Annotated in this window: 14 protein-coding genes; all 14 read right to left on the minus strand. The window is 43.6% G+C overall.

The window, feature by feature from the left end; all coding sequences use genetic code 11:
• Positions 1–495: 495 nt before the first annotated feature.
• Entirely contained in the window at positions 496–939 is a 444-nt protein-coding gene (locus V7K73_RS22135) for an ATP-binding protein (protein WP_334883083.1), read from the minus strand.
• A 146-nt stretch (positions 940–1,085) separates the two neighbouring features.
• Positions 1,086–1,643: a hypothetical protein gene (locus V7K73_RS22140; RefSeq protein WP_334883085.1), complete on the minus strand. Its 558-nt coding sequence runs from the start codon at positions 1,641–1,643 to the stop codon at positions 1,086–1,088.
• A gap of 192 nt (positions 1,644–1,835) precedes the next feature.
• Positions 1,836–3,317 carry a PP2C family protein-serine/threonine phosphatase gene (locus tag V7K73_RS22145; protein WP_334883087.1) on the minus strand — a complete coding sequence of 494 codons (1,482 nt, stop codon included), beginning with the start codon at positions 3,315–3,317 and terminating at the stop codon, positions 1,836–1,838.
• Between the two features lie 82 nt (positions 3,318–3,399).
• Positions 3,400–3,738 (minus strand): anti-sigma factor antagonist, encoded by a 339-nt coding sequence (locus tag V7K73_RS22150; protein ID WP_109013374.1) that lies wholly within the window; start codon positions 3,736–3,738, stop codon positions 3,400–3,402.
• 41 nt (positions 3,739–3,779) lie between these two features.
• Positions 3,780–5,903 carry a glycogen debranching protein GlgX gene (glgX, locus tag V7K73_RS22155; RefSeq protein ID WP_334883090.1) on the minus strand — a complete coding sequence of 708 codons (2,124 nt, stop codon included), beginning with the start codon at positions 5,901–5,903 and terminating at the stop codon, positions 3,780–3,782.
• Positions 5,904–5,961: 58 nt separating this feature from the next.
• Positions 5,962–6,402 carry an anti-sigma factor antagonist gene (locus tag V7K73_RS22160; protein WP_334883092.1) on the minus strand — a complete coding sequence of 147 codons (441 nt, stop codon included), beginning with the start codon at positions 6,400–6,402 and terminating at the stop codon, positions 5,962–5,964.
• A gap of 24 nt (positions 6,403–6,426) precedes the next feature.
• Positions 6,427–8,256: an AGE family epimerase/isomerase gene (locus V7K73_RS22165; RefSeq protein ID WP_334883094.1), complete on the minus strand. Its 1,830-nt coding sequence runs from the start codon at positions 8,254–8,256 to the stop codon at positions 6,427–6,429.
• A 433-nt stretch (positions 8,257–8,689) separates the two neighbouring features.
• Positions 8,690–9,334 carry a DJ-1/PfpI family protein gene (locus V7K73_RS22170; protein ID WP_334883095.1) on the minus strand — a complete coding sequence of 215 codons (645 nt, stop codon included), beginning with the start codon at positions 9,332–9,334 and terminating at the stop codon, positions 8,690–8,692.
• 204 nt (positions 9,335–9,538) lie between these two features.
• Positions 9,539–9,682: a hypothetical protein gene (locus V7K73_RS22175; protein ID WP_334883097.1), complete on the minus strand. Its 144-nt coding sequence runs from the start codon at positions 9,680–9,682 to the stop codon at positions 9,539–9,541.
• 160 nt (positions 9,683–9,842) lie between these two features.
• Positions 9,843–10,862 carry a Vgb family protein gene (locus V7K73_RS22180; protein ID WP_334883099.1) on the minus strand — a complete coding sequence of 340 codons (1,020 nt, stop codon included), beginning with the start codon at positions 10,860–10,862 and terminating at the stop codon, positions 9,843–9,845.
• Between the two features lie 461 nt (positions 10,863–11,323).
• On the minus strand, positions 11,324–12,265 hold the full coding sequence (locus V7K73_RS22185) for an aromatic alcohol reductase (RefSeq protein ID WP_334883101.1): 942 nt from the start codon (positions 12,263–12,265) through the stop codon (positions 11,324–11,326).
• A 351-nt stretch (positions 12,266–12,616) separates the two neighbouring features.
• Complete coding sequence (locus V7K73_RS22190; protein ID WP_334883103.1) at positions 12,617–14,056, minus strand: nuclear transport factor 2 family protein; 1,440 nt, start codon at positions 14,054–14,056, stop codon at positions 12,617–12,619.
• Complete coding sequence (locus V7K73_RS22195; protein ID WP_334883105.1) at positions 14,056–14,178, minus strand: hypothetical protein; 123 nt, start codon at positions 14,176–14,178, stop codon at positions 14,056–14,058. The genes V7K73_RS22190 and V7K73_RS22195 overlap by 1 nt, the downstream gene beginning before the upstream one ends.
• Before the next feature lie 68 nt (positions 14,179–14,246).
• Positions 14,247–15,122: a heme-binding protein gene (locus V7K73_RS22200; RefSeq protein WP_334883106.1), complete on the minus strand. Its 876-nt coding sequence runs from the start codon at positions 15,120–15,122 to the stop codon at positions 14,247–14,249.
• Positions 15,123–15,226 lie beyond the last annotated feature (104 nt).

Below are 15,226 nucleotides of genomic sequence, written 5' to 3' on the forward strand. Positions count from 1 at the left end.
ATGGGCTGTGTGTGGATTTCGAGTTGTTGTTTTAGAAGACTATAACTCTACTACATCAGCCCTCTTTTTATACTCTTTTTTTGGCTACAGTATTGCTTCTGCTCGGTCTTTGACTTTCTGTGTTACATCCGCAGTTCTAAGATTTAACAAAGCTCGGTCTTGCTCATTAGACAGAAATACCCTCAAACGAGCGCCCATATTTCAGTTACCTCGGTATGTGCATTCTCCGTATTTACTTATCTTTACATAGTTTGGTTTTTTCATGCCTACCTACTTAATTCTCAACCTCCACTACCACAACATCAACCTCAACTAGAGTTCACGCAGCACGATTTTGACATCCTCAGTATTAAACTTATAAAGTTTCATAGGGAAGGTTGAGAGGTTGAGAATTAGTTGTGCTTTTCTCATCTTCCGTCGAGAGATGCTTGTTTTTACACAGGTATCACTCTATTTTTTTGTGCGCGGTCGCAGTGTTGCGGAGACTGATTTAGTCTAAACTCCAGTTGGTAAATTCACCACTAAAATGTTTCGATTTCGGTCTCCAATACGTTCATAGAAGAATTTATCAACGCCATGAATTGCCAGATACAATCCCAGTCCGCCAATAGGTCGCTGTTCTATTGGCAAGTTTATCTGTTCTTCCTCCACATTCAATTTCTGGAACGGGTTGAAGGGTTCACTGGTATCCTCAATAAATAGGGACAGGGCTTGCTCGTCGATACTCACGCGCAAGTCTAGTACCCCTTCACGACCCGTTTCCTGATAGCCGTAAACAATGATATTAGTGGCGATTTCTTCCACTGCCAAGCGAAGGTTATAGGAGGCTTTTTTATCTAGTCCAGCAACTGCGGCTGCTTCCTTCGCATATTTGGCGATCATTCCCAAAGAGCTTAGTGTTCCAAATACCGTTAAAGATTCCATAAGCAATGGCTTCATTGCTAAACAATAATTGTTAGCTTACAATTGTCGGTAAAAGATTAAAAGCATAGTGCGTTCTATTGCTGCCACAAATTATCCAGATTTGGCATTAGCTCTTGAAATAGCTTTTAATAAAGTCTCTTTAAATGACATTTATAATTGGTTTACCGAAAAGGGGAAAAGGGGTCTTGGGTTTGGGGGAAAGGAAAAGGAAAAGGAGGTTCTAAGCTTTTGCCAAGATTATCCAAGCTTCCTGCTTCTAACCCTAAAAATTCTTCAATAATTGAGCCAGAAAATGTTTTATTACCAGTTGAGAGGAAAGCTTGATAATTTCCTTCAGTTGGATTACTGCCAAAAGTTTTTGTCTCAATACTAGTTTCACCTAGTGTTGTCCAACCACTAAAATTACCAGTTTCAAAACCACCGTTTAGAATTGTTGGGTTAGTCGAGGGTTTAGGCAGATTAAATGTATTTAATGACAGTCTATAAGAACCAGATTCTAAATGATCTCCTATTAGGTTAATATCCCTTAAGCCAGATACGGCAAAATTCAAACTACCACTTGCTGGTACTTTCCCAGTTAATAGAGAGAGAACACTATTGTCGGATTTGTTATCGTTTATCGCCTGGATATTACCAGAATCATCAAGTAATCGGTGCAGCACTAGCAAATGAAATTGGCAGAGGTTCGGTAAATTTTGATATTTCCGGTAAAACGGCATAGCTTTTCTTCGCCTTAAATATGTCAGAAATGAGAAATCCTGCTCCAATTCCTGTACTTGCTAGTATTAATTGCCTTCTAGTTAACATTATTTCTTAATCTCCATTGATGATTAAATATAGTCAGTAAAAAAGTTAAGAGGTAAGAAGTTAAAACCAGCGAAAACTGGTTTATATTCAGCAGAATATGCTTCTTAGGTTATGCTCATCCGCCGCACAGCCAACATGGTAATGTCATCAAATTGTTGGGCGTTGTCAATGTGAGTAAACAAATTAGTTTTGATGTCTTCTAGTAAGCCACTGGCTGAAAAGGCTTTCTGGTTAAGCAGTGATAGCAGTCGCTTGTTAGAAAAGAATTCACGGCTAGGGGCGCGAGCTTCTGTTACACCGTCGGTATAGCCAATTAAGATATCTCCCGGTTCCAGATGAACCTGCTGAATTTTAAATTTGATGTTGGGCATTATTCCCACCACTAGTCCGGTGGATTTGAGACTTTTCTTTACCCCAGAATCACCGATGATAAGAAGAGGTTCATGTCCAGCATTGATGTAAGTTAGACAACCGTTTGCAGGATTTAGTACTCCAAAAAAGAGTGTAGCAAACATATTCATCTCACTGTGTTCTTGGGCGATGTAGTTATTCGTGAGTGCGACAGCCTTCAAGGCATTGATTTGGTTAAAGTCAGTTACCACTAAAGGGTCTATCAAACCGTCCAACCCCTCGTCTCTGCCAATTATCGACAAGCCGTCCAATTTGGTTTGTCCAGAAAAGACTCGGATTAAGCTGCGGAATAAAGCCATAAATAGTGCCGCACCTACACCTTTATCGCAGACATCAGCAATCACTATACCTAAGTAGTCACCGGGGAGCATAAAAGCGTCATAGAAGTCGCCAGCTACCTGACGAGCAGGATAGAAACAAGCTGCAATCTCCCAATTTGGTAGCTGTGGGATTTCTCTAGGTAGAAAATCTCGCTGAATCTGCCTACCCTTTTCTAGTTCAGAGTCGAGCGCTTCTGAATAGGCTTCGATCGCTTGTTTAGCGTTGTTTAATGATTGGTAAGATTCTTCTAGTTTCCGATAAAGTCGGGCATTTTCTAGGACTAGGGCTATTTGCTGGGCAGTCACCTCCATCAAATAGGCGGTTTCAGGGCTAAATTGTCCAGGCTCTTGGTGCAACAGGGTGATAATGCCTAGTAACTCATCATCCCTGAGAATGGGAACAGCCAAGGCTGAACGAACACTGTAAGGCTGATTGGGTTGTATCAGCCAGCGATCGTCAGTTTCGGTGTCGGTAATTAATCCCACTTTACGGTGGTGGAACACCCAGCCAGCCAGCCACCCAGGGAGTCCCTTGTCCAAAATACTGCCGATCTGGCAAGCATCCTCCTCTTGCGTCAGGATGCTGTCAGTGACAACACCGTTGCTATTGAATAAAAACAGACTACCTTTCTCGGCGCCGCTTAACTTGCTGGAGACATGTACAGTTTCTTGTAAGGTGGCTTTCAGCATTTCTTCACAAAATGAACAGCGTGCCATCGCCACCAAATGCTCAAGTAGTTCTGTTTGAGTCTCAAAAGCAGCTTTTTCTGTTTTGAGTCCAGCTACCTCTCGGCGCACCACTTCCAATTCTGCGATTAATTGTTCTTCTTTAGATTGATGATTGTTTTCAATCATGCTCTTAATCCTGAGTAATGAAACTACTAGCAACTTAGTTGTTAGTCCCGGATTTTTCACAACCAAAAACTAACAACTGACCTTAGACTTTTGCTATCTTGTCTTGGTCATATTCATCCACCAAAATCACACTTTGGTCAAATCCAGTTTTCTCAAGGGTGTCTAATACCATCTCCTGAATGCCAACAACATAGATGTCAGTATCAACACCCATCTTTTGCTTAATGAATATGAGTACCCGCAGACCTGCACTGGATATATATTCTAGGTCTTGCATCATTAGAACGAGATGTCTTGGATGTTCCGTAGCTGCATTTTCTACCTCTTTTTGGAAAATTGGTGCAGAAATTGAATCCAATTCTCCAGCTAAAGTAATTTTAGCGATACCCTTGCTTGTTTCTAGTGTTGCGTTGAAAGCCATAATCTTGTCCTTTATCATTTACTTTTAACTGATGACCAATCTCATTTACCAACCAGAATGACTACAGAGCGATCGCCTATGAGTAATCCGTACTGATTCTCCAGCACAGGTTCCGTGCCAGGTTTCCAACAATCCAATGGTGGAGTGACACCAGTGTTGGCAAACACATGCCACTTCATTGAATTTGGCAATCCTGGAATTTCAAACCAGTTAGCTTGATGATGCATATTCATCGCTACGTAAATGTAGTTGTCGTAAACATTACCCTCCTTTGCGTGCTTTCCACAAAGCATAAAAGCGAGAGTGCGACTGGAGTCAGACCAGTCAGCATTCCATGCTTGGGTGCCATGCCAGCTGATATCAGCATAATCACTACCTACATAGTCTTGATTACGGAAGTGCCACGGATTTCTCAGTACTGGGTGAGCGTTGCGGAAGGCGATGCAGTGTTTGAAAAACTGAAATAAGTCTTTATTGGACTCCAACAGTGTCCAGTCCATCCAGTTAAGTTGATTGTCGTGGCAATAGGTATTGTTGTTGCCTTTTTGACTTCGGCCTACCTCATCCCCCATGAGGATCATCGGCACTCCCTGGCTGACCATTAACATAGCTACGGCATTTTTGATCTGTCGCTGCCGCAGATCATTGATACTCGGATCGTCCGTCCATCCTTCTGTCCCACAGTTCCAGCTGTCGTTATCATTGCCACCGTCGTTGTTGTTTTCCCCGTTAGCCTCGTTGTGCTTGTCGTTAAAAGAAACTAGGTCGGCGAGGGTAAAACCGTCGTGACAGGTGATGAAATTAATTGATGTGGCTGGCGCACGACCCGCCCAAGCATACAAGTCTGGTGAACCTTGTAGTCGCTGTGCCATATCTCCTACCCGACCTGGCTCTCCTTTGAGGAATTTGCGAATGCCGTCGCGGTACTTGCCGTTCCACTCAGCCCAGCGACCAAAAGCCGGGAAGGAACCAACTTGGTAGAGACCCCCTGCATCCCAAGCCTCAGCAATGAGTTTGCATTTTGCCAGAATTGGGTCAAATGCCAAAGCTTCTAGCAAAGGCGGGTTAGCCATTGGCGCACCGCTTGGGTCACGACCGAGAATCGAAGCAAGGTCAAATCGGAAACCGTCGATGTGATACTCAGCGGCCCAGTAGCGCAGACAATCAAGCACCATATAGCGAACAACTGGGTTGTTGCAGTTGAGCGTGTTACCAGTGCCACTGAAGTTAAAGTAGTACCCATCCGGCGTTAGCATGTAGTAGGTTTGGTTGTCGATCCCCCGGAACGAAATTGTCGGGCCATGCTCGTTTCCTTCCGCCGTATGGTTGAAGACAACATCCAGAATTACCTCAATGCCATTTTTATGTAATTCTTTAACTAGGGTTTTGAGTTCATCAACTTGCATCCCGAATTTGCCTGTAGCCGCATAGCCAGCCTTGGGAGCAAAGAAGCCGACGGTACTGTAACCCCAATAATTCATTAACAGTTCCCCAGTTTGCGGGTTAGGGCGACTGTTTTCAAATTCATCGAATTCATAGATAGGCATCAGTTCAACACTGTTGATGCCTAGCTCTTTGAGGTAGGAAATTTTTTCGCGGATAGCAGCAAATGTTCCCGGATGCTTGACTCCAGACGAAGGATGACGGGTAAAGCTGCGGACATGCATCTCATAAATAATCTGATCCTCCGGTGGGATTTCCAGAGGACAGTCATTTTCCCAGTCAAAATCGTCAAAGGCAAGACGCCCTCGATGTTGGTAGATGTTATTCCAGTCAGGCGTTTCTCCCCAAATATCCCTACCACTGATGACTTTAGCGTAGGGGTCTAGAAGAATTTTACCAGAATCAAACCAGTGACCTTCACTAGGGTTGAAAGGCCCGTCCATGCGGTAGCCGTATTCAATATTTTCGTAATCCAAGTCAAATACGATCATGCTATAGACATTTCCAATCCGAAACTCTTTCGGAAAGAGAATTTCCGCCATCGGTTCCGGGGCATTCTTTTTGAATAGCACTAAGGTACAGGATTTGGCATACCGTGAATATATCGAGAAATTAACTCCTCCCGGCACTAAAGTAGCTCCAGGGGACAATGGACGACCGACACGCAGCTTGAAGTTGCCGTAGGTGTGGGTTGGATGAATGTCTATTCTTTCTAGCTCCATTTCTGCTTTCTCCTAACTAAAATTTACCGACAAATATTTAGGTAATAATTATTTGAGGCTAAGTGGGGAAAACCTGAAGCTTGAAATTGAGAGCTTTTAATCCGGAATCAAGGGTGTCACTGATCTGAAAAAAGTCGAGAAAGCCAGTAATAGACATGGTGTCCTTAATTTCTTCGGCAACCCCCACCAGCAACAGCTGTCCCTTTTGACTTAAGACCAGTCGGTACAGCGACAGTAACAACCGCAAACCGGCACTAGACATATAAGGAACTTTAGTCATATCTAGAAGAATCTGGCTCCCTGGTTGGACTAGTGGCAAAACTTGCTTTTGAACTAAAGGTGCAGTACTACTATCTACATCACCGGTCATTTCGATTACGGTTACTGGTTGAATTTGTAGGGCGCTGATTTCTTCTTGGATTGGAGGTGTAGTATTGACATCTACCTTAACAGCCGCTTCCATTCCTGTTACTTGGAGTGTCTTGATATTAATATCCATGATCATGCTTCTTGAGTACTAAGCTCACTGATTAGGGACGATTTGAACTTTGACTTTCACTTGTTCTTTCGTATCCGGCAATTTAACCGTTAGGGCATCAGCGTCAAAATTGTTATATGGTTCTTCGTTAAGCCAACAAGCACCAATCTTTACGCTACCGGGCGGGAGAATATCTGGTGAAACCCGTAGAATATTATCCTTAAAGGCTCCAGGTAGAGGTTTGAAGTAAAAGTCCATTGGCTGTTTAGTGAACAGCAGGTTGGTATAAACTGAAGCCAGATAACACAGTTCAGTTGAATGATAACCGCTCATTGAGTGACTACCTTTAAACCGCTCATTACCCATCAAGAAGGGTAGCCCGTTTGCCAAGACGTTGAAGTAAATGCCGCCGTCTTCATGGTCAAGGAAGTGGGCATTATAGAAGGCTGCGGCTTCACGAGCATGACGCAAATATTCTGGATTCTCAGTGATGCCATTTAGGATCAGGTAAGCTAAGATAGCTTGTTCCTGCTGCCACCAAGCTTTGCGATCGTGCCAAACGAGGCGGTGTTGTTCTTCCCCTTCGTCTAGTACGCGCTCCATAACGTCGTACCAGCCACCACGCTGCTGATCACTACCTATTTTGGGCATGAGAGAGGCAATTTTTTCCGCCAAAGCCACATACTGATCTTTGGGTTTGAGACTTTGCATCCGCATGAGATTCCAGGCAATTTTCAGGTTATGCCCGATGACAGCGCGGTTTTGCTGCCAGCCCCAAGTTGTGTCCTGGCTCCAATCTTCATGGAACTTTTCTTGGACAAAGGGGCTGTTGTCGTAGTCTGGGAAATATTTAGCGATCGCATCAAAGGTATACTCCAGCATTTTGGCATATTTCTGTTCCCCGGTTGCCAGCCACAGGTTGATCAGATAAGCTGGAGCGTGATCTCCAACAGAGTTCCAGTTCTTGCGAGCGCGGTTGCGTCCTAGTGACTCAGCACGTGGATCGAGAGTGATGGGGTCAATGTGGGAGAAATAGCCAGTGCCTTCTTTATCCAAGAAGAATTTGTCAAATAAATCTACGGTCATCTCGGCATCTTTGAGAATGCGCTGATCCCCAGTAATCCGGTAAGTTTGAATCGGGCCTGCCAAAGCATAAATTTGCTCATATGCTGGGATAGCGTCGTAGTCATCGCTAAACTCAGAGGTTAAGAGTTTTTGCTCACGATTGCCTGTTACCTTAATGCCGTGATACCAGTAAATCAGGTTTTCATCAGGGTCATAAAACCGCATGTGCTGACGCAGATATTCAGTGCCTTTTTCAGCAGCTTCTAGAAAGCGGTCTTCGCCCGTCATCAAGTAGGCTGAGGCAAAACCATAAACTAAGCGGGAAACAGTGTCGGTTTCTTGGAGATAATCATCTTCGCGCTTTTTGACACCAGTTACTCTTAGAAAAGTCCGGTATTGCCGATAATCTATTTCGTTTTCGGGATAGTTGAACTGCCAATAGAGGTAACTATCAGCAATTGAACGCACTTGCTTGACCCACCAATCCGGCTCTTCATGCCGATATACGCTGGGAGCATCTCCAGGAAAGACAAACGACTTAACTTCAAATTTGTACCCTTCCACCTGTGGGTAGAAAATACCGTAGGCAAACACAGGCTGACCAGGCGTTAGCATCTCTGCAAGGCGTTGCGTACAGTCGTTGTAAGGTTCCTGCAAGTTTTGGGTAATCCGGCCATAGGTGGTTGGAGTCAGGTAAGCCTGAAATTTCCGTCCATCTGATGTCTTGATTCCAAAGCTTTTTTCACTGCGGTTAAAGTCAGTCACGTATCCAGCAATGGTGTCAGAAAATGAAAAGCTCATGTGATCCATGAGGTTAACTCCAGGATTGTTAAAGTAATTCGTAATTCTTAATTCGTAATACCTCGACTTCTCTACGAGACGCTACGCGAACGCTCGGCACAAGTTCGTAATTAAGTTTTGTATTGGGATTTTAATCCCAATACAAAATTTATCGATTAGAGAACCGGGGCAATACAGTTCAGTTAAGCATTTCTTTCTTCTCTCTTCTCTTCCTTTGCGTCCTTTGCGTCCTTCTCCCAGGGGGAGACGCTGCGCGAATGCGGTTCGTTAAAAAAATTGACTTTGAAAAAGAGTTTTAGCCTTAACTGAACTGTATTGAGAGCCGGGGGACTTAAACCCGCGGACAGTAGTTAAAGTAAAGTGGCTGTATGTGATCAAATTTCATCTACTAGCAAGACATTACCAAGGAGCAGAGATAATTTTTCAGTTATCCTCTCAGGCATCACACAAATGATGATTTACCCACTGGAACTTTCTGCATTTTTTCCTGCTTTTGAATCTCTGCTACAAAAACTTCCATAAATTCATCGACAACTCCAGGATGTTTTGCTGAAATTAGGTTGCCATCTATGACCAAATCAGCAGTTGCATCCCCGTCATAGATAACTTCACCACCAGCATTTTCAACATCACAGATGATGTTGTGGGCACAAGTAACTTTGCGACCTTTGATTAAATCTGAATCAGCGCAGAATAGCCACAAGCTATGACAGATTGTTCCTATTTTCAAACCATCTATCTGTAGAGCCTTTCTCAGAAATACAACTGCCGGAGCTTGATTTTTCTGACCTTTATTAACAGAAACCTGATATCTCAGACGATCCGTAGCATAGGCACCAATACAAATTATTCCCTTGTAATCTGCCGGAGCAACATCATTGATTTCTGTTGTAACTGTAACATGATCCTCGACTACACCAGTATCAGGGTTTGCCCCAAAGGTTAACTCTGGATTATTCCAAAGATGAGAAATATACTCGACTTGATAGCCTTGAACGGGAAAATATTCGTTGAATCTGCGAAATTCAGTTTGATCGAAATGTTCCTCAATGAGTACACCAATTTTTCCCTTTGTCTCAGTTGCCATAAGTCCTCCATTTTTTATCAGTAAATCTTAATTTTGTTTAAATTTACCATTTACTTGGGTTTAGATTAAGCAAGGTGAAAACGACTCAGCACTGCTAATAGTATGAAACAAAAGCTTAAAAGATGAAAAAAAGTAGAAGATTAAGCTAATTTTGACGATCCCTGAGATTTTCTGTTTGGCTATTGATTTGTGCCAAAGCAAATTCTACCTAAGTAGATATTTAGGAACGAATTTATCTCGTTTCCAGTAAAGGAGAAAATCTTCTACCTCATCAGGAGAAACAATCACACCTTTGTCATAAGTTTCTTCGACAAAGTGAACTATAGATGAAACAAGGTTCCAAGTCATAAATTGAGTGCAATTGCTACGAATAGCTGAACCATTATCCAAATCAATAGCTAACTCTTCTAATCCAGAATAAAGTTTTTGATTTTATTGCCACCAAGCTGATAAACAATAGACATCTCAAATCCCAAAACTGTTATTTTATTTATCTGCTACTCCCTAATTACTGTTTTTTCATTTGGCGCTTTCGTACTAAACCTACACTGAAAGCACCAAACGCGAATATACCTAACCCAGAAAATGGCTCGGGGACGAGTTTGGGGGAGAAGGTCAATGATTCAGGGCTGCTCAACCCACCGCTACCAGAGGGAACAAAGGCGTTAATGAAAGCACCAGTTTGACCGTTGTAACGCAGGACACTGCTGTTGCCGTAGCTGCTGACGTAAAAATTTTTGTCCGGTCCGAAAGTCAAGCCTAGCGAGGGCGAGCTGATACTACCGCTACCTACAGGCACAAAGGTGTCAATCAATGCACCGCTCTGTCCGTTATAGCGAGCAACACCACCATTCGGAGAGAAATCGCCTACGTAGAGGTTTCCGTCTGGGCCGAAGGTTAAACCTCCTGGAATGTTGGGTGCAATATCAGCCGGAACGAAGGTTTTAATGGCACTTGTCTTAATATTGTAACGCAGGATTCCATTGTTGGGAAAATCGGTGCTGAAGTAGAGGTTGTTGTCTGAGCCGAAGGTCAAACCGGAAACATTTAGATTTTGCCCGCCAGAGGGAACTGTGTCATCGACGACATCAATGAAAGCACCAGTCTTCCCATCGTAGCGTCGGATACCCTTACCAGCTAAACTGCTGACGTAGAGGTTTCCGTCTGGTCCGAAAGTCAAGCTGGCAGGGTGTTCCAGCCCACCTCTACCTGAGGGAATGAATGCATCAATGAAGTCACCTGTCTGACCGTTGTACCGTAGGACACTGTCGTTAACAGGATTGTTGACATCGTTATTGCTAACATAAAGGTTGTTGTCTAGTCCAAAGGTTAAGCCCACAGGTCGTTTTAGCCCACCTCTGCCAAGCGGAACAAAAGTATCAATGAAGTTACCTGTTTGATCGTCGTAGCGTAGGATGCTTCCAGTGTCACCGCTGCTTACAAGCAGAGCTGCTTGGGCTTTCAGGGTAGTCAGGCTCAGGACGACAACGATTGTCAGCGACAAGTTGATTTTGGATAGATTATGCATTACTAAAAAACTTTAGGCTAGGTTTTTTATTGGTAGGGCTTACGCACTGTACAAAATGATTATCATGTGTATAAACGAAAATCCCTTGTTTCAGGCTATTGGATACTAACTGATAATCACTAGCGATCGCTAGCTAATGGTGAAAAAATAAAACTTGAATACCTGAAGAGCCATACACATATTTAATTGCTTCTGTCAATGCGTAAGTCCTATAATCCTTGCTAAACAGCACTTTCAGCCAAAACAGATGATTCTAGCTATAATGTTAGAAAATAAAGCTTGAAACCCAGTTTCTGTCTCTGGTTTAAAAGTTGGCTGATATTTTTATTTGACCAGAGTGATAGAACAGCACTAAGGCGGAAATCTTATGCCAATCCACCCCCAACGTCGATCTTTTGCCCAGTGATGCAGGGTGCTTAGTCGCTGACCAGAAAGGCAACCATATCCAGAGATGTCATAGTCTAAAAATCTCCTTGGCTAATGAATTGTTTGATACTGGTGGGTTTGATGTGGTGGTAACGAGAATTGTCGAGTTTGTCAAGTTTGGCTTTGCCTGATACTATCGCCCAGTGGTACTGCTCAGGAAGGTAATTAAAAGGGGAAGAGGCTATCTGTTTTGTCTTGGCAATCCAGGCTTCCAAATCCTCAACAGTACCTAAGCACTTCTCAACAAGTTTTTTCCCCGTTACTTCCTCATAGGTCGCAAGTAGTTGTTTCATAGTGAGGACATCGCCAGCCACCTTCAGTGCTGAGTTAAGCATTTGCGGGTCAGCGATCGCCTCAGCAGTATACTTAGCCGTATCGTCATAGGTGGTGAAATCGCATGGTTGCTCACCATCACCCCAGTAGCTGAACGTTCCCGCCTTAAAATCAAATAGCTTTCCAAACATCGAGAATTGTACTTCTGTGAAAGCACCATTGAGAATGAACGTATGTCCAAGTCCACTTTGCTTTAAAGCTTCAGCAAACAGGATGCGGAAGTTAAGATTGTGGTTGTTGCCCAAATCGATTTTGAAGTAATCCACAGAGTAGTCAGAAGGGACGAACCGTTTCACCCCTTTGGTGATGGCAGCTTCTAACAGGTTTAATTGACCCGAAAGCACTATGTCTTCGCGGTACAAACCAGTTTTTTTGCTTTGGCTGCCCTTAACTGCCGAGACAATCACTTCGATTCCTTCGCAGGCGTTGTTCAGACTAGACTGGTCAGACAGGTCTCCTTCAACAAAAACAACTCCTTTTGCTTTTAAGTCATCTAGTTGTTGCTGCTTGTTGTTGTGACTGGTACTACTCGACCGAACCAGCCCTTTGACGTTCATTTCACCTTTATCAAGTATCGCTGTCGCAATTTTGCTGCCCAGCGTACCAGTGATACCAGTGATCAGTACAGTAGGTTTTGAGTTCATAAGGATTTCCTTTTTGTAAGTAATTAAATTTAGTTTGGAGATTGCGCGATCACCGTCTACTAGGCTATCAGTACTAAACACGGCTTGGAGCTTTAGTTTTTAAAAGGAAGCCTAAAGCTTAACGAAACAAGGTTTATAGCTACTTTAGGAAAAGTCCCGTTCTGAGTCGTTCGCAGTATATCTGTCCTACACCGACTAGTAACGTATGGCCAGTCATACCCTTTCTGCCAGTCTTCATCCGAGGATTCCAGTACTGGTTTGACCGGATAAATGAATGCTCTTGTAGTTGTGTTCTAGGGCAGGACACTATTTGCACTATTTATTCCCTTTGTCTACACACTTCCCTTCGAGTCACTGATATGTTTTTGAACCATGCTTTTTCACTTTTTCAGTCAACCAAAGCTCTGAATGGTCTGGGTAGATCCGCCATTCACGAATCATGTTGTCCTCAAATTGTAAGATGTCGGTAGTGGGAAAGCTGATGGGCTTCCCATCCTTGTGGCGAATTAATTTGGCATCCATTTCTCTAATCACTACGCCTTCTAGCTCCCAAGTCCCTCGGAATTCAAACGGCAGTTGGGGGTAAGCTAGAGAATAAAGCCAACTCAGATAATCTGCGATCCCCTGATATCCTCTGATGTCTTGAGAAGCACCGACTTTGAACAAGACATCGTTAGTAAAGAACGTCTTAAAATATTCCCAATCTTTGTTAACTGCCGCCTTTTCCATCTCCATTACTAGCTCTAATTGAGAAACGGATGCCGCTGACTGAAATTTCAAAAAACTATTGCTATATGTCGCCCATTTGGGAGCTAATCCCATTACCAACCTCTTTTTGCTCTCAGGGTGTTCGCTGAAGAACTGCTTCATGATGTTAGAAGGCGTCAACCGCTCTCCTCCACTGACCGTCAGCACAGAAGCGGTGTCGGGAACAGAGATGTTTGAGTCAAAGACAGGATTCACATCCATAAAAATCCGTAGCTCAGAGAACTTATCCCCCTCAAGGCGGAAGATGTCACAGCAAGGTAGTGAAATGACTGAGCCATCCTTACGCCAGTAGGTGACATCCATTTCAACAAACACAGTGTTGCCTATTTCCCACATCTTCTTGATCTCATGGTACACCGCTGAGATTTTGCTGAAGAGGTTCTCTAGAGATTTCTGAATAGCAGCTTTATCGAAACACACCTCGAAGTTGCCGAACTGATAGAATGGCGTGTCGGTAAAGAAGTTAGTAAATCCTTGGCTGTCAAAGGATTCGCCCCTTGAGAATAGCTGCTTGACCAAATCAATTGCCATTCCTGGCATACGTTCTGACTTTGAAGGTAGCCACTTTGTAGTTGAATTTAAAACTTTTGCAAGTAATACCTTTTGTGAATCTTGCTGTATCTTGTCAGTCAACCAAAGCTCTGTCTGGTCTGGGTAGACCCGCCATTCCCGAATCTTGTTGCCCTCAAATCGCAAGATATCAACGCACGGAAAGCTAATAGGTTTCCCATCACTGCTACGAGTAAACGTGGCATCCATCTCTATGATCACAGTGTCTTCCATCTCCCAAACACCTCGAAAGTAAAAGGGTATTCTGGGTATGGCGTTGGAAAAAAGCCAACTCACATAATCTATGAGATCCTGAATTCCTCTCATCTCTTTGGATGCACCGACCTTGTACAAGATGCCGTCAGTAAAGAACGTCTTAAGATATTCCCAATCGCCTTTACCTGCGGCTGTTTCCATCTCGATCACGATGTCTGTCTTGGAAACGGATTTCGTTAATAGAGAGTTTGAAGACATCAACTTTTTCTCCTGATAGTCGTGGTTTTGACTTTGATATCTAAAGCAGCGAATGCCATTTCGAGTTCACTGACATATATGACCATATCGCTTTCACTTTGCAGCTTTGCAGCCGTGGACATTAAGTCAACAAAATTGCTCAAAGCTCGATTCGTTCAATCATCTAAAACGCAATTACTTGACCCATGCTCTAGAAGGTTCCTTCGAGCAGTTCCAACACAGTCCCGTCTGGGTCAATTAAGCAGACAATAGAGACCTTTGTTCCTGGTAGTGTTTGAGGCTTAGAGAGGAATTTTACACCCTTTGCCTGCAAGTTCTCGTATACCTGATTGATGTTGTTAGTGCGAAGGCATATGCGAGCTATTCCGGTATGGTTAAGATGAGGATAGGGTTGCCCTTGTGTTTTAGGGTTCTGGAACTCCACAAGGTCAATTCGAGTTGCCGTTGGGTTATCTCCTAAGACTAAGTGAACTCCTCTAAGCTGTGCTTGTGACATTCCGAAAGCCTCCGCCATAGCTTGACTGCTCATCCCTTCTGTAAAATCAAGTATGACCTTAAAGCCGAGCATTTCGTAGAACGCCAACGAGCGGTCAAGGTCGGTGCAATTCACGTTGCAATGGAAGATTCCCTTGATCGCGGTTATATTGTTGTGTAAGATTCCTTCACTAATGGTAAACGCTTGAGACCCTGCTTCCGCCACTGCATGGTCTTGCTCACCTGAACCGCCACTAACGCCAATAGCGCCAACTAATATCCCGCTTTGCTTGAGGGGAATACCACCAGCAAAGATCATGATCCTGCCATTGTTCGATGCATGGATTCCGAAAAATTGACCTCCTGGTTGAGAATGTACTGCTAGCTCCTTAGTGGCGATATCAAAGGCACAGGCGGTGTAAGCCTTCTTAATGGAAATGTCAATACTCCCAATCCAGGCTCTGTCCATACGTACGTGAGCGACCAAGTTGGCTCCAGCGTCTGCTACCGCTATGTTCATCGGTTGACCAATTTCCACTGCCTTTTTTTCCGCAGCCGCAATTACCCTTTGTGCATCTTTAAGTGCAAGCATATTAAATCCAAAATTGTAAATAAACTTGACCTTGTTCTCGATATCTCCTGGGAGCAATGCGATTTTGTTAGATCGGACTTTAATTCTCAGTTATAGAGCTAGAT

The organism is Nostoc sp., assembly GCF_036916975.1.
Lineage (GTDB): Bacteria > Cyanobacteriota > Cyanobacteriia > Cyanobacteriales > Nostocaceae > Nostoc.